16 protein-coding genes are annotated in these 18,323 nt (G+C 44.1%); all 16 read right to left on the bottom strand.

Translation table 11 applies throughout. The annotated features are described in order from the left end of the window. Window positions 1-22: 22 nt before the first annotated feature. Window positions 23-988, bottom strand: a complete 966-nt coding sequence (locus tag K4H96_RS12160; protein ID WP_223337969.1) for a class I SAM-dependent methyltransferase — start codon at window positions 986-988, stop codon at window positions 23-25. A gap of 81 nt (window positions 989-1,069) precedes the next feature. Continuing rightward, window positions 1,070-1,462: a competence type IV pilus minor pilin ComGG gene (gene comGG, locus K4H96_RS12165; protein ID WP_223337970.1), complete on the bottom strand. Its 393-nt coding sequence runs from the start codon at window positions 1,460-1,462 to the stop codon at window positions 1,070-1,072. After that, the gene (gene comGF / locus K4H96_RS12170; protein ID WP_061592326.1) at window positions 1,443-1,880 is read right to left on the bottom strand and encodes a competence type IV pilus minor pilin ComGF; all 438 of its coding nucleotides are present in this window, start codon (window positions 1,878-1,880) and stop codon (window positions 1,443-1,445) included. Before comGF ends, comGG begins: the two co-directional genes overlap by 20 nt. Then, window positions 1,864-2,157, bottom strand: a complete 294-nt coding sequence (comGE, locus tag K4H96_RS12175; RefSeq protein WP_061592327.1) for a competence type IV pilus minor pilin ComGE — start codon at window positions 2,155-2,157, stop codon at window positions 1,864-1,866. The genes comGF and comGE overlap by 17 nt, the downstream gene beginning before the upstream one ends. Continuing rightward, window positions 2,123-2,557 (bottom strand): competence type IV pilus minor pilin ComGD, encoded by a 435-nt coding sequence (gene comGD, locus K4H96_RS12180; RefSeq protein WP_060976240.1) that lies wholly within the window; start codon window positions 2,555-2,557, stop codon window positions 2,123-2,125. Before comGD ends, comGE begins: the two co-directional genes overlap by 35 nt. Further along, complete coding sequence (gene comGC, locus K4H96_RS12185; RefSeq protein ID WP_002896769.1) at window positions 2,517-2,834, bottom strand: competence type IV pilus major pilin ComGC; 318 nt, start codon at window positions 2,832-2,834, stop codon at window positions 2,517-2,519. Before comGC ends, comGD begins: the two co-directional genes overlap by 41 nt. Beyond that, window positions 2,834-3,868 (bottom strand): competence type IV pilus assembly protein ComGB, encoded by a 1,035-nt coding sequence (gene comGB, locus K4H96_RS12190; protein WP_263281050.1) that lies wholly within the window; start codon window positions 3,866-3,868, stop codon window positions 2,834-2,836. Before comGB ends, comGC begins: the two co-directional genes overlap by 1 nt. After that, the gene (gene comGA, locus K4H96_RS12195) at window positions 3,798-4,739 is read right to left on the bottom strand and encodes a competence type IV pilus ATPase ComGA (protein ID WP_223337972.1); all 942 of its coding nucleotides are present in this window, start codon (window positions 4,737-4,739) and stop codon (window positions 3,798-3,800) included. The genes comGB and comGA overlap by 71 nt, the downstream gene beginning before the upstream one ends. A 129-nt stretch (window positions 4,740-4,868) precedes the next feature. Continuing rightward, the gene (locus K4H96_RS12200) at window positions 4,869-5,249 is read right to left on the bottom strand and encodes a DUF1033 family protein (RefSeq protein ID WP_223337973.1); all 381 of its coding nucleotides are present in this window, start codon (window positions 5,247-5,249) and stop codon (window positions 4,869-4,871) included. A gap of 376 nt (window positions 5,250-5,625) precedes the next feature. Further along, complete coding sequence (locus tag K4H96_RS12205; RefSeq protein ID WP_002898648.1) at window positions 5,626-6,732, bottom strand: glycosyl hydrolase family 8; 1,107 nt, start codon at window positions 6,730-6,732, stop codon at window positions 5,626-5,628. A gap of 8 nt (window positions 6,733-6,740) precedes the next feature. Further along, window positions 6,741-8,051, bottom strand: a complete 1,311-nt coding sequence (locus K4H96_RS12210) for a glycosyltransferase family 2 protein (protein WP_002896777.1) — start codon at window positions 8,049-8,051, stop codon at window positions 6,741-6,743. Continuing rightward, window positions 8,044-8,187: a hypothetical protein gene (locus K4H96_RS12215; protein ID WP_002896778.1), complete on the bottom strand. Its 144-nt coding sequence runs from the start codon at window positions 8,185-8,187 to the stop codon at window positions 8,044-8,046. The genes K4H96_RS12210 and K4H96_RS12215 overlap by 8 nt, the downstream gene beginning before the upstream one ends. Before the next feature lie 11 nt (window positions 8,188-8,198). Continuing rightward, window positions 8,199-8,987: a hypothetical protein gene (locus K4H96_RS12220; protein ID WP_002903501.1), complete on the bottom strand. Its 789-nt coding sequence runs from the start codon at window positions 8,985-8,987 to the stop codon at window positions 8,199-8,201. Beyond that, window positions 8,980-10,137, bottom strand: coding sequence for a non-hydrolyzing UDP-N-acetylglucosamine 2-epimerase (gene wecB, locus K4H96_RS12225; protein ID WP_124765839.1), 1,158 nt, complete (start codon window positions 10,135-10,137; stop codon window positions 8,980-8,982). Before wecB ends, K4H96_RS12220 begins: the two co-directional genes overlap by 8 nt. A gap of 762 nt (window positions 10,138-10,899) precedes the next feature. Further along, window positions 10,900-14,547, bottom strand: a complete 3,648-nt coding sequence (gene rpoC, locus K4H96_RS12230; RefSeq protein ID WP_227956549.1) for a DNA-directed RNA polymerase subunit beta' — start codon at window positions 14,545-14,547, stop codon at window positions 10,900-10,902. A gap of 40 nt (window positions 14,548-14,587) precedes the next feature. Then, window positions 14,588-18,154, bottom strand: coding sequence for a DNA-directed RNA polymerase subunit beta (gene rpoB / locus K4H96_RS12235; RefSeq protein WP_223337975.1), 3,567 nt, complete (start codon window positions 18,152-18,154; stop codon window positions 14,588-14,590). Window positions 18,155-18,323 lie beyond the last annotated feature (169 nt).

Here is an 18,323-nt window from a genome sequence, read left to right on the forward strand (position 1 = left end):
AAGCGTTTTCAAAATTATTATATCAAAATTTTGTTTGAATTTCACTATCTTTGTACCAGTTTTGAAAACTTTGACGGAATTTAAACATTTCATCATGATCCTGCAAATCCCTCAGAGGATAGATAAAAGGTTGAATGTTATTCGCTTCTTGCTTCCTCAAGACAAAGAGAGTTTTGGCATGCTTGCTGCTTGAGAAAATAGACTCTGGCAAGGTTATCATCGCAATAAACTGAGCCTTGGCTAGGAGCCATTTTTTCAGCAGAGGAGCTTGAGCGCTGGTCAAGAGATCATTTGGTGCCAGAAATATGGCATAGCCTCCCGGCTTTAGATATTTGAGCGATTGCTCCATTAGAAGATGGTGGGCATAAGTGTGCTCATCCGGACTAGCCACTTCATAGCGAGAGGCAATACTGTCGTCTGGATAATAACCGACCGGTAAATCACTGATAATGATATCACTCTCTTTCAGAACCTGAGGCCGAACTGCATCCCCCTGAGCAAAGTGAGCCTTAGAGTTCATAACTTCTGCAATGCTGGCAGAAAGGTCGATTAATAAATCATCTAGTTCCAGACCCAGATAGTCAATCTTCTTTTGGGTATGATTGAGAATAGTCTCAGCCAAATTTCCAGTTCCACTGCCGATTTCTAATACATCAGCTTCCTCTCCGTGAGCTAGCTGGTCCAATAAGAAAGTAATCAGAAAACCAATTGTATCAGGAGTGAATTGATGATTGACCTGCATGGGCTCCGTCTGGGCAGCCTTCATCAGGATAAACTGATAGACTCTCCGCCACTCTTCCTTGGTCAAATGCAGAGCGCGGATTTTTTCATCATTGGTCAGAACCTCTTGTAAATCCGTATCTCCATCTAGGTAAATGCCATTCTGCTCGATCAGAGCATCGTAAAAATTAGTCGCCAGAGCGTTTTGGATATTCTGGACGTTTTCGAGAATCAGAGTATAAGCTTGTTCTATCTTTTCAAAATTCATGGAATCCTCCGTTCATCCTATCATACCAAAAATAAGGCCCCTTTCCAAGATATATAAAATTACAAAGATTTTACAGTTATATTAGTCCGACTTACCAGCTTTGTCCGAAACCGCTCTCTCCTTTTTGTCAGTTGCTTTCTTGTCTTCCTTAGCTTTATCCTCATCCTTCTTAGAAATGACAAAAGTAAAAGAATAGGCATGACCGCTGCTGAGCCGACTGCTGATTTCCAGTTCCTTCCCTTCCTTACGGTAGGCCGCCTTGCCTTGCTCAAACTCCATCTCACCGCTATCATCCTTGGCTGTAGCTTTTGTCAGAACTGCCATTGCATAGGCTTCCGTCCTTTCCCTGTTGAAAAGCTGCAAACGCTGACTGCTGACTTGACGGTTGAGATAAAACTGCAGGAGCAGGCTAAAGACAGCGGCCATCAATAGCGCATACAGTAAAATACCAGCCTCAACTTTCTTCTTCCACACGATAGACGAACTCCCTCTCTAAGCCTTTTTCAAAGCGAAAATGAAGATGGACAATCTTACCGTCCTGACGCACATCAGCTGCTTCCAAACCATAAATCATAGGCTGGTAGCCGCGACCGCTCTTATCTGTTTTACGGAAATCATCTCCCTTGGATTTACCCAAGGCCAAGTCCCTGCCATCCTGTCTGATGTAGATTTTATTGTCTTCTACCTTGTCAAATTGACTTCGCGAAAGCTCCGTCTCCAGTTGGTCGGCAAACAAAAGCCACTCTTGCTGTTGATTGTTCTCCTGCTGATGCAGTTCTGAAGATATGAGCTGGGTCATGGCCTGAAAGACTAACACACCGCCACTGAGAACCAGCAAGGCTACTAAAGCCTCCAAGAGAGTAAAGGCCTTGACTTTAAGGTTTTTGGACACGGATAACTACCTCCCCTTCGTGATAGACCAGCAGCTGCTTATCTGTCTTAAGCTGACGCACTGCAATTCCATTGATATGAAGCTCTTCTTGTCCTGTTTGCAGGGCCATACGAGCTACCCGAAGCACCTCTTCCTGCTGCAGAAGGATCTGCTGCTCCTTACGAGACTGGCTAATCTGTCCCAGAAGCAGACTGGCAATAGCCGCAAAAACTGCCATGGCAATCAGAGCTTCCAGCAGAATGCTAGCCTGAAGCTGTCGTCTTTTTAAACTTTCCATTACCCATATAAAGCTGGTAAACAACTGTCCTGTCCTCCGTCTGAAAAGTAATTTTGCTGAGTGATGAATTCCCACCGGATCGGTCAAACTGAATGACCTGCTGCTCATGTTCCTGCAAAGTTTGTGGAAAGTCCAGCTCTTGATAGCCATTGGAAATCTGACGTCCTGAAATCTTGAGAGAAAGCTTCTCATGACCGGCTAAGCTCAACCTCTGCGTCTCCTGGTAGAGCCTCTCAAACTCTAAAAAGAAGAGTTGCTCTTGAACCTGATTGAAACCAGCCCTGACCGAGCCAGACAAGCCCAGTAAGAGAAAACTCACAACAAAAAGAACGAGGAGACTTTCCAGCAGCGTAAAAGCCTTAATTGGCAACCGCTTGAGTTTCGCCACTGTGTTTTCCATAGTAAGCCTTATAAGAATCTGCCTGTTTCTGGCTGATATTTCCTGCGCTGACTAGCTTGCTCAGGCTAGCCTTTTCATTGGTATTCTTCAGTTCATACAGCTCTGCCTGGCTTTCTACTACCTTGACCACCGCTGCAGTTCCTGTATCTGAAACAGCATCTTTTTGCTTGGTCAGATTAGGCACAAAGAGCAGCAAGAGAACGCTGATAACCAGCAAGACAATCAGCATTTCCACAAGGGTAAATGCTTGAACTTTTAAGGTATTAAGTTTTTTCATTACAAATGAACCTCCATATTCTGATAAATGGGCAAGAGCATTGCCGCATAAAGTAAAACAATCACTAAGGCAACAAAAATAAATACTAGGGGCTGAATGAAATTCATGGCTCGGTTGATACGTAGGAAAAATTCCTCCCAAGTCTTTTCAGCATAGACTTCCAGCTCACTTCCTAGCTTGGACTTGACCTCACCATACTCGATCATCAAGGACAATTCTTTCTTAAAGAAAGGATAGCTTGCCACCTTGTCCGCATAGCCTTGACCGCCTTGCAAAGCTGCAGCCATATCTTCTCCGATTTCTTTAAAGAGCTGGGAAGGCTGCTCCTGCATAATCGCAAAAATCTGACTCAGTTCCAAGCCCTGGCCAATCATATTTCCCCATTCACGAGCATAATAAGCGGTCAAGTAAGCCTGTACCAAATGTCCAAAAAAGGGCAGAGCTGCTAGTTTGCTGAAAAAACGAATCTTGGATGACTTTCGATAATAAAAGAGAGCCACTGAAACCAAGGCGGCCCAAGCAAGGCTGCTCCACAAAAAAATCTGAGGCAGGTGATTAATCAGCTGAGTAGCTAGATTCTGGCTGTCTAATTGAGGCAGAAGATAGTTGCGCAATCCCAGCATGATAAGGACCAAAAAGCCCAGCAGCATGAGAGGATAGGTCCCTACCTCTATCAATTTTTTCTTAACCTTGGACAGATTTTCCAGATAGGCCTCAATTTTGCCCAGACTAAGTGTCAGATTGCCATGCAGCTCAGATAAGGAAAGCTGGGTTACAACGCTGTCGGAAAATCCCAGTCGACTGACAATCTCTGAAAAGGACTGACCAGCTGACAAGCCTGCCCGCATTTCAGTAACATATACTTCCTCCAACAAGGCACTTCGTCTCAGAAAGTCTACAATCTCTGCTAAGTGAAAACCGCTGCTGAAGAGATTATGAAAAAGTTCAATAATCTTTTTCTGCTTAGGCGTAGACAATTTTTTCGGTCTGCCTTTGCTCAGCACTGATATGTCCTTCTGCAAAAAGCTGATCAATCTGCTGATTCCAGATCTCGGATTCGTGCTCTTGATAGTTTTGACTGACAAAATCAACGACACCTCCTCCCCCAATTAAACGCTGGTAACAAACACCTTGAAGCACCATTCTTAGCTCGTCCTCGCTAACGCCCAATTCCAAAAGCCGCTCATAGACACCGCGAACACTCTTGGCATGAATTGTTGAAAAGACCGTAGCTCCGGTCAAACTTGCCCGAACCACTGCTCTAGCTGTCTCTCGATCACGGATTTCCCCGATAATCAAAAGATCCGGCCGATGTCGCAGAGACAGCTTAATTAGACTGTCATAAGTCATGCCAATGGTTTCGTTCAGCTGCAGCTGCAGCATAGCCTCTTGCTTAATCTCAACCGGATCTTCAATCGACATAACCTGCTGGCCAGAAAATTTGAGCTGAGCCAAATGGTACATCAAGGTCGTCTTGCCACTGCCAACAGGACCCGAAAAAAGATAGAGACCGCGAGCCTGAATTTTCTTGCGCAGCTCCGGCAATTGCTCAAACCAAAAGCGCAGCTCCCTGTCTTCGTCATGCAGGAGTCGGATGACCAGACTTTCAAAACCACGGTAATCCCCAACTGTCGACAGCCGGATTGAAACCTTGGCTTCCTCACAGTCATAATCGCAAGACCCCAGCTGACTTCGGCGCTTCTCTCCAACATTCATACCTGCGACAAACTTAAAGTGGCTGATAACAGCTGACAGAATCTCGAAATCATAAGTTTTTATAAAGCGACGTTCATCACCGATTCTCATATAAAGCTCATAGCAAGTAGTCTTAGGAATGAGGTAAATATCCTGCGCCCCCTCTTGCCGAGCCTGCCTAATCATTTCTTTTGCAATTTCTTGAACCATACATCCTCCTCACCTTACTATTCGCAAAAAATCCAGAAAAAGAAAAAACAGCAGAAGAAACTTAACTTCTAACAAGTTAGGTCTCTTCTGCTGCTCTATTATCAGATTTGCAAAATATATTCTTTCGATTTAAAGAGGCTTAGCGGATTTTAGTTTGACTGAGCAAGCTCGGTGCTTTTCAAGGCCGTTCTGCTTAGTATAGCCTGGCCGGTACTTACTCTTAGGAATCTGGCAGTCATTCTCCAGCAAAAACAGCGAGTGGTACTGCTGAACATTCTCATCACACTCCTCGCACCAGCGCTGATCCTCCGGATCCCAAAAAATTGTCATTAAATCACTGCGGCTCTTATACAAAGGTGACTGCTCTTCCATTTGCAGCCAGCGGCTTTTATAATACTTAAGGGCTTCATAATAATCATCAAACTGCTTCTTTGCAACGATATCATCTTCCCAGCCATCTAGGAACCACCACGGTTCATAGTCCCCGTACATCTCAATTACACAATACATACTCGTCCTCTCTTTGTACCGTATATTATATATGAATTCTTTGACGAACAAAACTATTTTGCTCAAAATCAGAAAACAAGAACTTTATTGGAACGGAGRCAAGCACATCRCTCTTCATAATATGAAGATTAACATCACGGATAGTATTCTTAACCATGCGAACAAATAGTGTTGGTCCATTTACACATACGACAGGTTTCTYAACATCTAGAAACTGGATAAGTCCTGATTTAGCATAAATACAAGCTTTCTATTTTGACAATTTCTGAAATAAATCTCAATCTTTTTCTTCAAAAAAGGTGAGACAAATGTCATTTTGTCCCACCCTATTGTCTGCATGATCTTAAGCAAAATTTTCATCTTGCTTGTTTCTGCATTATAAAGTTTCTAAAGCAATCATCGTTGTCACAGCTGCGTCATAGTAATTATCTGACGGCAAACCTTGCATGAAGAGATATTTATTCTGCTGCACCAATTTGCGGAATTCCATATTGTTATTCGCCGCATAGAATACTGGAGCGGTAAAGCTGCCAGCCTGATTACTATTGAGAGCTTTCCCTTTCAGAGTGTAGCCCGCATAGATCTTTTCTTGACTGAGGAAGAAGTTTAACATCTTCTTCAGCATTTTTTGACTTTTTTCATCCTTGCTTTGAGCCAGGTTGTAAGGAAGTCGGCAGGCATTATAAGAATAATAGCCATCATTTGCAGATTCAACCGTATCAGCATCAGCTGCCCGAATTTTGTCGCCTTCAACCCAGATAAAGTCTGGTATCAAACCAGTCTTATTATCAGCGCTGATTGCTTCAAGTTTGCTGAGCATGTTATCTCGGATTGTCAGCCACTGCTTATCCTTTGTCAGCTCATAGAAAGCTTGGAACTGCTGCGGCAATGTATCAGAAGTCCGCATGAGATTATAAAATTTCGATTCTGCATTTGCCCAGTTCCCAACCGTCAAAACGCCGTTGCTTTCATTATAGTTATATGCCAAGACATCTTTCAGAATAGCCTGAGCCTGATCTTGGTATTCTTTAGCCTTGTCCGGCCACTGTTTAGCCGCCTGAATCAAAGCATAAGCAATGTAGAGATCGCCGTCTGTAGCATTGTTTTCGTCTTCATGATTGCTCTTACCATCCTTAATCGTCTGTTTCCAAGACATGAGCTGGGTATCTTTCAGACGATGAGCTAGATAATATTGGTAGAGCTTTTCAAAATCAGCCGAACTGGCATCGCCTTGCTTAGCTGCATCCACAGCAATCACCATGCCATAACCCTGTGCCTCAGACAGCACAACATCTTCAGTCTTACTGTTTGTCGTCCTGATATAAGACAATTTGTCCTTGGTTACGACATATTCTTTAGACCATTGGCTGTATATTTTCTTTTTGATATTAGGAGTACTGCCCATACGGGTGTACAACAGGATACCAGCCAAGACAGCCAGAATTGTCACAAACCAAATAAATCTTAATCTTGTTCTTTTCACACTTTCTCCTAACCTGCAAATCGTTTTGTTTTAACCCACTTGGTTTCTTTCCGCTTCAAAATCTTGTCCAAGATAACAGATCCTACTGCATCTAAAGAAACAACGATAAAGAGCTGAGAGTAAGTCAAATAGGACACAAGGGCCAGCCAAATCTGTTTGGTGGTCGCCTGTCCAAACTGAGAAGCCAGGGCGATATTGATCTGCAAAAGATAAAGCAAAATCATCAGAAGCCAGTTAAAGAGCATCAGCTGGACGATATAGATATTCTGAGCATCAAAAGCGAAAGGAATCCGCACATCCGGTACAAAGAGCTGGGTAATCATCGCCGCTACATTGGCAAAGAAAACCAAGTCAGATAAGACAATCGCCAAATTAAACCAGAAGAAGATACAAGAATAATTGAACACTTCCAGTTTCACGCGCCAGTTACCGCCACTAAAAAGATGTTTGAAGTTGGCAAGAACTACCTCATAATTCCCCTTAGCCCAGCGCTTACGCTGCATGTAGTAGGACTTGAGGGTTTCTGGCTCTTGCTGGAAGGCCTCTGAGTTATAAGCCAAAGCAATCAGCTTGCCGCTCTGCATAATCTTAAAGGAAATTTCCGTATCCTCTGTCAAGGCACCATTTTTCCAACCACCAATACTCTTAACAAACTCAGTGTTAATCAAGAAGTTTGTACCTGGAATCCGCCCAATCTTAAAGAGGTGCCACATACCTACGTGGTAAACACGCTGAGTTACAACGATTTCTTGGTTGATACAACGTGTCAGGAAGTTCTGATTGGCATTCCGAGTCTTGTTGCGTCCGAAAGAAGCAACGTGGCGTTCTGGATCTTCCAAAACTTTCTTGACTAGGAAGTAAAGAGCATTCTTTTCTGGCATAGCATCCGCATCATAGACACAGATATATTCACCCTTGGCCATCTTCAGGGCGTCATTCAGCACCCCTGCCTTACCTCCCGTACCAGTACGGTCTGTAATTGTAATATTGCGTCCAGCGTACTCAGGCATAGCCTGAACTTTCAGCATTTCTTGATAAGTGTCATCTGAGCAGTTGTCCGCAAAGAGCAGAACTTCCACTCGGTCATGAGGATAATCCAAATCCAGAATGGCCTTGGTCGTCTGAGCGATAACCACATCTTCATTGTGGGCTGGGACAACGACTGTAACCATAGGATAATGTTCCAATGGGCTGGTATCCACGTTGAAGTCACTGCGTTTCATCCAGAAATGCACGGAAGAGCATAGAATAACCAAAGCCCAAGCCAGAGACATCCAGATGGAGAACAGAGTGACAATCATAATAAGTTGACTAATCATGACGAGTCACCGCCCTAAAATTTTTATTGACCCGATTGTAAATAACCAGATAATAAATGAAGAGGACCAAAAAGCTAATAGCAAAAAAGATACTTAGCACCATAGAGATGATAAAAAATACTTCTGTTAAAGACATGTGTTTACCTCCTAGTATTCTACGATAATGTCGGTTTCAAGCTGACGCTCCAGATTGCTCAAAGCGTCATCAAAATTATGGAATTTGTCAATGTTTTGAGCGTTCAGTTTTAAACTGCCGGACTGAAACTGAATTTTTTGGTCAGTTTTCTTATTCTCAAAGTGCATCATCGTTAAATCTTCACGCACTTTCTCTTGGAAATATTCCTTGACTTCCTGATCCAGATCTTCTACCAGAACGAGAAAGTTACCATTGGATACATAGTAAACTGTTTCTACATTCTGGAAGTCCCAGTTAAGCAGTCGTAAAATTCTCTTGAGCATCCGCTTGTACTCCCGAGAGTGAATTTGATAAAAATGATGATTGTGCGCCCAATGGACCAACAAGGCCTGAAAGGCTGGAGCTTGTTTCTGATTTACTTTCTGAACCATTTCTTCATAGGCCTCAGCAGCATCTTCGCTATCATCCTGCACTAATCCTAAGCGCTGATGAAGATAGAAATTCACTCGACTGGTCAGCCAAGCGCTGACAGGGAAGACATAAAGCAAGAAGAGAACTTGATTGTCCGGTAGGTAGGTTACATCAAAGAGCAAGATCAGAGTTGCGATAACCACACCCAGAATCATAGCCCATGTCACCAAGAGATCGGATAGGACAAAGACACTAAAAATACCTAATAAAATCAGCGCGATTCCGATATAAAATATGTTAGCTGCAAAATTCCAACTGTAGAAAAGAATTAGTCCAATTGTCAGTACAAAGACTGCTAATGATTTTTCTAGTCCTTTTTTCCTAAACATTTTTTACTCCTGTCTTAAATTCTTCCGGCCTAGCTGTCTGCTTAAAATAGTGAGCTATTGCTTGAGCAATCCGCTCAGAAGCCTTACCGTCACCATACGGATTGCTGGCTTGGGCCATTTCCTGATAGAGTGACTCATCTGTCAGCAGGGCTTCCATTGCCTCTGCTACTGCTTGAGTTTCTGTACCGACCAGCTTCAAGGTGCCGGCTTCAACTCCTTCTGGTCTCTCTGTTGTATCACGAAGTACCAGTACAGGCTTACCTAAGGAAGGTGCTTCCTCTTGTACTCCGCCTGAGTCTGACATGATGAAGTAGCTTTTAGCTGCGATATTATGGAAATCCAACACATCTAAAGGCTCAATCAGATGAATTTTCTCATTGTCACTCAGAATTTCTCTAGCCGCTTCCTGAACCGCTGGACTCAGGTGAACGGGATAGACAATTTCCACATCATCATGGGCATCTACAATCTGCCGTAGAGTTCGAAAGACCCTTCTCATCGGCTCACCTTGATTTTCCCGGCGATGCATGGTCACCAAAATCATCTTGCGAGCTGGATTAATACGGTCAAGAACCTCGTGCTGATAATCAGCCTGGACTGTCAGCTTGAGAGCGTCAATAGCTGTATTTCCTGTCACAAAAACTGTTTCTGCTGGATGGTTTTCCTTGAGCAAGTTAGCCTTACTCTGATCCGTTGGCGCAAAATACAAGTCCGTCAAAGAGTCGGTCATCTGACGATTCATCTCTTCTGGGAAAGGAGAATATTTATTCCAAGTCCGCAAGCCAGCTTCCACGTGGCCGATACGAACTTGATTATAAAACGCTGCAAGACTAGCCGCAAAAGTCGTTGTCGTATCACCGTGCACCAGCATAATATCTGGCTTGTTTTCCTTTAAGATATCATCTAGCTTATGCAAGATCTTGACAGTAATATCTGTCAGGGTTTGATTCTTCCCCATAATATCCAAATCATAATCAGGCTCAATCTTAAAAGTCTCAAGTACCTGATCCAACATCTGACGATGCTGAGCAGTCACAACTGTTGTTGTTTCAAACAAGTCTGACTGCTTCTTCAGTTCAATAACCAGCGGAGCCATCTTAATCGCTTCTGGACGAGTTCCAAAAACAACCATTACCTTAATTTTCTTCATTTTTCCTCACCAAAAATCAACATTGTTATATTAACTTTTTACTAAAAAATGTTTGTTTTAAGTAACCTTAGTTATTTTACCATCAAGCGTTTCAATAATCAAAGCATGAACTATTATTTTATACTTTCTTAATAGTAATTTACATGTTGGTAACTTATTTAAGATTATTTTAATTTTCTTAACTTAACTGTAACTTAAAATTACTGAAATTTTTCGGTTTTCTCAAAAAAATAAATAAAAAGGAAAGAACTTATAGGCTTAAAGTCCTGTTTTATGCAGAATTTCTTGGTTTTTGCCTATATTTTTTAATATTTATTCATTGTAATAAAATATTATTCTATTTGTAATCTAATTGTTTTCTATTCTTTATATTTCAAAATCCTCCCTTCATGAATAAGCTGGCTAGATAAATGCCAGCTACTGTTCTCTACAATCTTCGACCACTACCATTAAAACCAACCTCCTCTTTTTTTAAATTTCAAACCTGCCTCTCCTACTATTTTAGGATTTTTAAAATAGTATAACCTAGCGCTATCATACTACAAAAAACCAGCTACCTCCCTGATTAAAAATAAATATGGCATCTTGCATCATAGAAAAACTGAAATAGAAAATATCGAGTGTTTCTTCTATAGTTGTTTATCCATAACGGAGAACTTAAAAACAACTTTCTAAGTATATTATAGGATGGTATTTAGTAGCTAGCAAGAAATTATCGGCTACAACAAAAAATCCCTCCCGATTTTCGGGAGGGAAAGTTCTTTATTTAAGAACAATATTTTCTTCAGTTTCAAATCCACCTGGCAGTTCTGTCACTTCGTCGATAATTTCAACTTCATTGACAGCCTGAGGCTCCAGATTGCGGTAGCGGGCCATACCAGTACCAGCTGGGATAATCTTACCGATGATAACATTTTCCTTGAGTCCGAGCAGATGGTCTTTCTTACCACGGATAGCAGCATCTGTCAGGACACGAGTTGTTTCCTGGAAGGAAGCTGCAGACAAGAAGCTGTTAGTTTCAAGGGAAGCCTTGGTGATCCCCATGAGGACTGGACGAGCTGTCGCAGGTACACCACCTGAGATAACCACATCACGGTTAGCATCTGTAAAGTCTGTAATATCCATGAGAGTTCCCATGAGGAGATCTGTATCACCTGGATCCATGACGCGCACCTTGCGAATCATCTGACGAACCATTACCTCGATATGTTTGTCGCCGATTTCTACCCCTTGGCTGCGGTAAACTTTTTGTACCTCAGCAAGCAGGTAAGTTTCAACAGACAAGACATCGCGGACAGCCAGCAAGTGCTTAGGCTGGATAGAACCTTCAGTCAAGGCAGCACCACGAGAAACTTGGTCGCCCACTTCTACCTTCATGCGGGCTGTAAATGGTACCACATATTCACCTTCGCCAGTTTGGCCTTTAACAAAGACCTTCTTGGTACGAGTAGATGCATCTTCTTCGATAGCAGTAACTTCACCCTTGACTTCAGTGATGACCGCTTCCCCTTTTGGATTGCGGGCTTCAAAGATTTCTTGGACACGAGGAAGACCTTGCGTGATATCGGTATTAGAGGCAACACCACCCGTGTGGAAGGTCCGCATGGTCAGCTGTGTACCAGGCTCCCCGATAGACTGGGCAGCGATGGTTCCGACTGCTTCACCGACTTCAACCGCATCACCCGTTGCCAAGTTGATACCGTAACAATGACGGCAGACACCGTGGCGGGTGTTACATGTAAAGACGGAGCGGATTGTCACTTCTTCAACACCAGCATTAACGATTTCACGCGCCTTGTCTTCTGTGATCAATTCATTTGGACCAATGATGACCTCACCAGTTTCTGGATGTTTAACCGTCTTCTTAGTGTAACGACCATTGAGACGCTCTTCCAGAGACTCGATCATTTCCTTGCCTTCTGTGATAGAAGTGATAAGAAGTCCACGATCTGTACCACAGTCATCTTCACGGATAATCACATCTTGGGCAACGTCAACCAGTCGACGAGTCAGGTAACCTGAGTCGGCAGTCTTAAGGGCCGTATCTGTCATACCCTTACGAGCACCGTGGGTTGAGAAGAACATTTCCAGAACAGACAGACCTTCACGGAAGTTAGACAAGATTGGCAATTCCATGATACGTCCATTTGGCGCAGCCATCAGACCACGCATACCAGCCAACTGGGAGAAGTTAGAGATGTTACCCCGGGCTCCAGAGTCCATCATCATAACGATAGGGTTCTTCGGATCCTGGTTGGCAACCAGACGTTTTTCCAATTTCTCGCGAGCCGCCCGCCACTCAGCAGTAACTGCGTTATAGCGTTCGTCATCAGTAATCATACCGCGACGGAATTGTTTAGTAATTTGTTCAACACGCTTGTGGGATTCTTCAATAATCTCAGCCTTGTCTTCGACAACTGGGATATCAGCGATACCCACTGTCAGACCAGCCAAAGTAGAATGGTGATAACCCAAGTTCTTCAAACGGTCAAGAAGAGCAGATGTTTCTGTTGTACGGAAGCGTTTAAAGATTTCCGCAATGATATTACCAAGATTTTTCTTCTTAAACGGAACATTGATCTCAAGCTGTTCAATGACTCCCTTGATGTCTTGTCCTGACTCCAAGAAGTACTTAGCTGGCACACCTTCTGTCAAGTTAGCATTAGTCGGCTCTTGCAAGTAAGGCAATTCCTCTGGCATAATCGCGTTAAAGAGAATTTTACCAACAGTTGTAATCAAAATCTTATGCTTCTGGTCTTCTGTCCAAGGCTTATTAAGACTGTCGGTTGCAATACCAACACGAGTATGCAAGTGAACATAGCCATTACGAAGAGCCATGACCGCCTCATCCATATCCTTGAAAATCATGCCTTCGCCTTCGCGGCCAGCCTCTTCCATGGTCAGGTAGTAGTTCCCCAAGACCATATCCTGAGATGGTGTTACAACTGGTTTACCGTCTTTCGGATTCAAGATGTGCTCAGCAGCCAGCATGAGGATACGAGCTTCAGCTTGGGCTTCCTCTGACAATGGTACATGGATGGCCATTTGGTCCCCGTCAAAGTCGGCATTGTAGGCTTCACAGACCAGCGGATGCAAACGAAGGGCTTTACCATCAATCAGAACTGGCTCAAAAGCCTGAATTCCCAGACGGTGAAGGGTCGGTGCGCGGTTAAGAAGCACTGGATGTTCCTTGATCACTTCTTCCAGGATATCCCAGATACGCTCATCTCCACGCTCTACCAAGCGTTTGGCAGCTTTTACGTTCTGCACGATATCACGGACAACGATTTCCCGCATCACAAACGGCTTGAAGAGCTCAATCGCCATTTCACGCGGCACACCACATTGATACATTTTCAATGTAGGACCAACGGCGATAACGGAACGACCTGAGAAGTCAACCCGTTTACCCAGCAAGTTTTGACGGAAACGACCTTGTTTCCCTTTAAGCATGTGGCTCAGAGACTTAAGCGGGCGGCTACCTGGTCCTGTGATAGGACGACCACGGCGACCATTGTCAATCAAAGCATCAACCGCTTCCTGCAGCATCCGCTTTTCATTTTGAACGATAATGCCAGGTGCGTTGAGTTCCAGCAAGCGAGCCAAACGGTTGTTTCGGTTAATAACCCGACGATAGAGATCGTTGAGGTCAGAAGCCGCAAAACGACCACCATCCAGCTGAACCATTGGGCGCAGATCCGGTGGAATAACCGGCAGGATATTGAGGACCATCCATTCTGGCTTGTTGCCAGATTTATAGAAGGCATCCAAAACATCCAAGCGACGAACAGCCTTGATCCGTTTTTGACCGGAAGCAGTTTTCAATTCTTCTTTAAGGACAGCAATCTCAGCTTCCAAGTCCACTTGTTTCAAGAGGTCTTGAATAGCTTCTGCTCCCATTTTGGCTACAAATGAGCCTGCACCGTACTCGCGCAAACGTTCACGGTACTCACGCTCCGTCATGATTGACTTGTGCTCTAGCGGTGTATCCTTAGGATCAATCACCACATAAGCCGCAAAATAAATGACTTCTTCCAGGGCACGTGGGCTCATATCCAAAGTGAGCCCCATGCGGCTTGGAATTCCTTTAAAGTACCAAATATGTGAAACAGGAGCCTTCAATTCGATGTGGCCCATACGCTCACGACGAACCTTAGCACGAGTTACTTCAACACCACAGCGGTCACAGACGATTCCTTTGTAACGAATCCGTTTGTACTTACCACAGGCACATTCCCAGTCCTTTGTTGGACCGAAGATCACTTCGTCAAAAAGACCTTCGCGTTCTGGTTTCAGGGTTCGGTAATTGATTGTTTCAGGTTTCTTCACTTCCCCATAAGACCATGAACGGACCTTATTTGGAGAAGCTAGGGTGATTTGCATACTTTTAAAACGATTTACATCAACCACTATTTCTTACCTTTCTTCATTTTCTAATCAGTGTGTATTCTTATTCTTTTCCTTCAGCCTCAAAAGCTGCTTTCGCTTCTTGAGCTGCTTTTTCACGCGCTTTTTCAAGATCATCAACGTGAATCACGTCATCATCTTCACCTTCGTCTAGGTCACGCAGTTCTACTTCATTGTCATCTTCATCGAGAACGCGCATGTCCAGACCAAGAGATTGCAATTCTTTGACAAGAACGCGGAAGGATTCTGGCACACCTGGTTTTGGAATTGGTTTCCCTTTGGTAATAGCTTCATAAGCCTTCAAACGTCCATTGACATCATCTGACTTGTAAGTCAGGATTTCTTGCAGAACGTTAGAAGCACCGTAAGCTTCCAAGGCCCAAACTTCCATCTCACCAAAACGTTGTCCACCAAACTGAGCTTTACCTCCGAGCGGCTGTTGGGTAACCATTGAGTAAGGTCCTACTGAGCGGGCATGGAGTTTGTCATCTACCATGTGGTGGAGCTTGATCATGTACATGACACCGACAGATACACGGTTGTCAAACGGCTCACCGGTACGTCCATCATAGAGAATGGTTTTAGCATCACTGTCCATACCAGCTTCGCGCACTGTATCCCAGAGATCTTCTGAGCTTGCTCCATCAAAGACTGGAGTTGCAATATGGATGCCCAAGTTACGTGCTGCCATACCAAGGTGAAGCTCCATAACCTGACCAATGTTCATACGAGATGGTACCCCGAGTGGATTCAACATGATATCAACTGGTGTTCCATCTGGCAAGTAAGGCATGTCTTCCACAGGAACGATACGGGATACAACCCCCTTGTTTCCGTGACGACCAGCCATCTTATCTCCGACCTTAATCTTACGTTTTTGAGCGATGTAGACGCGAACCAGCATATTAACGCCAGATTGCAGTTCATCACCATTAGCACGGGTAAAGATCTTCACGTCACGAACCACTCCGTCGGCACCGTGTGGCACACGCAGAGAGGTATCGCGGACTTCACGAGACTTGTCTCCGAAGATAGCGTGCAAGAGACGTTCCTCAGCAGAAAGGTCTTTTTCACCCTTAGGGGTAACTTTACCTACTAAGATGTCGCCTTCCTTGACTTCCGCCCCAATGCGGATAATCCCCATTTCGTCCAGATTGCGTAGGGCATCTTCCCCTACGTTTGGAATTTCGCGGGTAATTTCTTCTGGGCCAAGCTTGGTGTCGCGAGTTTCTGATTCGTATTCTTCCAAGTGAACAGAGGTGTAGACATCGTCTTTCACCAGACGCTCACTCATGATAACCGCATCCTCGAAGTTGTAACCTTCCCATGTCATGTAGGCAACGATTGGGTTTTGTCCCAGGGCCATTTCTCCATTTTCCATAGAAGGTCCGTCAGCGATAAAGTCGCCTTTTTCTACGACATCGCCAACTTTCACCAAGGTACGCTGGTTATAAGCAGTACCTGAGTTAGAACGGCGGAATTTTTGAATTTGGTAAACATCAAGAGAACCATCTTCACGGCGGACTTCAACCTTGTCTGCATCCGCATAGGTAACCTTACCATCATGCTGAGCAATAACCGCTGCACCAGAGTCGTGGGCAGCTTGGTATTCCATACCAGTACCAACATAAGGCGCTTTTGGATCAATCAAAGGCACAGCCTGACGTTGCATGTTGGCACCCATGAGGGCACGGTTGGAGTCGTCATTTTCCAAGAAAGGAATACACGCTGTCGCTACGGCAACTACCTGCTTAGGCGATACATCCATGTAGTCTACTTGGTCTGATGGGAATTCTTGGTTATTACCTTGATGGCGTCCCATAACGATAGGTTCTGCAAAGCCACCTTTTTCATTCAGCTTAGAGTTAGCCTGAGCTACGATATACTCATCTTCCTCGTCAGCTGTCAGCCAAACGATTTCGTTAGTTACTACACCAGCTTCACGGTCTACCTTACGGTAAGGCGTTTGAATAAATCCGTATTTGTTAAGGTGTCCATAAGAAGACAAGTTATTGATCAAACCAATGTTCGGTCCTTCAGGCGTTTCAATCGGACACATACGGCCATAGTGAGTATAGTGTACGTCCCGCACTTCATAACCAGCGCGGTCACGTGTCAAACCACCAGGTCCTAAGGCAGATAGACGGCGCTTGTGAGAGAGCTCAGACAGCGGATTGTGTTGGTCCATGAACTGAGACAACTGAGAAGAACCAAAGAATTCTTTAATAGCTGCAGTTACTGGACGGATGTTGATGATTTGCTGCGGAGTCAGTACTTCATTGTCTTGAACACTCATCCGTTCGCGGACATTACGCTCCATGCGAGAAAGTCCCAGACGAACTTGGTTGGCCAAAAGTTCACCAACTGCACGAATACGACGGTTCCCCAAGTGGTCAATATCATCCACGCGGCCAATACCTTCAGCCAAGTTGAGGAAGTAGCTCATCTCAGCCAAGATGTCAGCTGGTGTTACAATCCGTACCTTGTCAGACGGATTTGCGTTACCAATGATGGTCACAACGCGATCTGAATCAGTCGGTGCCACTACCTTGAACTTCTGCAATTCTACAGGGTCTGTCAAGACAGCTGAGTCGTTTGGAATATAAGTGATTTTGTTCAAACCATTGTCCAGCTGCTCTGCAATGCTGTCAATCACACTGCGGGTCATAACTGTACCAGCTTCAACCAAGATTTCTCCTGTTTCAGCATCTACCAATGGCTCTGCAATGGTTTGGTTCAGCAAGCGTGTCTTGACGCTGAGTTTTTTATTAATCTTGTAGCGACCAACTGCTGCCAAGTCATAACGATGCGGATCAAAGAAGCGCGCATCAAGGAGAGAGCGAGAGCTTTCAGCCGTCTTAGGCTCACCTGGACGAAGACGCTCATAGATTTCTTTCAGAGCTTCATCCGTACGAGAGTCCATTGGGTTCTTGTGGATATCTTTTTCAATGGTATTGCGCACCAAGTCGCTGTCACCAAAGATGTCCAAGATCTCATCATCACCTGAGAAACCAAGCGCACGCACCAAAGTTGTAAATGGAATCTTCCGTGTCCGGTCAATACGAGTGTAGGCAATGTCTTTTGAGTCTGTTTCCAACTCTAACCAAGCTCCGCGGTTAGGAATAACCGTTGAACCGTAGCCAACTTTTCCATTTTTGTCAACTTTATCGTTAAAGTAAACCCCTGGAGAACGCACCAACTGGGATACGATAATCCGCTCACCACCATTGATGATGAAGGTTCCCATTTCAGTCATGATTGGGAAATCGCCAAAGAAGACTTCCTGAGTCTTGATTTCACCAGTTTCCTTGTTAATCAGACGGAAGGTTACAAAGATTGGCGCTGAGTAGCTGGCATCGTGAATGCGTGCTTCTTCCAGCGTATATTTAGGCTCACGGATTTCATAGCCGACAAATTCCAATTCCATGGTGTCGGTAAAGTTTGAAATAGGAAGTACATCTTCAAAGACTTCCTTCAGACCATGATCCAAGAAATCTTGGAACGAATCCGTTTGGATTTCAATCAAATTTGGTAAATCAAGAACTTCCTTAATTCTTGAAAAACTACGACGGGTACGGTGTTTACCGTATCGAACTTCATGTCCTGCCAAGTTTTTACTCCTTTATGATAAGATACTAAGCCCTTGGTAAAGCGAGAAGAAACCTATCTTTCCCTCACGCTTTTTAGAGCGAGTTCTGTGAAATGTTTTCAGAGGAAAATCCTCTGTCATCTACAATGCTGCAAAACAGCCACAATCAGTCCCTTTTGTTCAATTTTCA

Source organism: Streptococcus sanguinis, assembly GCF_020729765.1.
GTDB lineage: Bacteria > Bacillota > Bacilli > Lactobacillales > Streptococcaceae > Streptococcus > Streptococcus sanguinis_Q.

Excerpts from the sequence above, each read along its gene's own strand:
- comGC (WP_002896769.1), bottom strand. The coding sequence starts at position 2,834 with ATGAAAAAACTTAATACCTTAAAAGTTCAAGCATTTACCCTTGTGGAA.
- comGA (WP_223337972.1), bottom strand. The coding sequence starts at position 4,739 with ATGGTTCAAGAAATTGCAAAAGAAATGATTAGGCAGGCTCGGCAAGAG.
- K4H96_RS12220 (WP_002903501.1), bottom strand. The coding sequence starts at position 8,987 with ATGTTTAGGAAAAAAGGACTAGAAAAATCATTAGCAGTCTTTGTACTG.
- K4H96_RS12210 (WP_002896777.1), bottom strand. The coding sequence starts at position 8,051 with ATGATTAGTCAACTTATTATGATTGTCACTCTGTTCTCCATCTGGATG.
- K4H96_RS12215 (WP_002896778.1), bottom strand. The coding sequence starts at position 8,187 with ATGTCTTTAACAGAAGTATTTTTTATCATCTCTATGGTGCTAAGTATC.
- K4H96_RS12160 (WP_223337969.1), bottom strand. The coding sequence starts at position 988 with ATGAATTTTGAAAAGATAGAACAAGCTTATACTCTGATTCTCGAAAAC.
- wecB (WP_124765839.1), bottom strand. The coding sequence starts at position 10,137 with ATGAAGAAAATTAAGGTAATGGTTGTTTTTGGAACTCGTCCAGAAGCG.
- comGE (WP_061592327.1), bottom strand. The coding sequence starts at position 2,157 with ATGGAAAGTTTAAAAAGACGACAGCTTCAGGCTAGCATTCTGCTGGAA.
- comGD (WP_060976240.1), bottom strand. The coding sequence starts at position 2,557 with ATGGAAAACACAGTGGCGAAACTCAAGCGGTTGCCAATTAAGGCTTTT.
- K4H96_RS12200 (WP_223337973.1), bottom strand. The coding sequence starts at position 5,249 with ATGTATTGTGTAATTGAGATGTACGGGGACTATGAACCGTGGTGGTTC.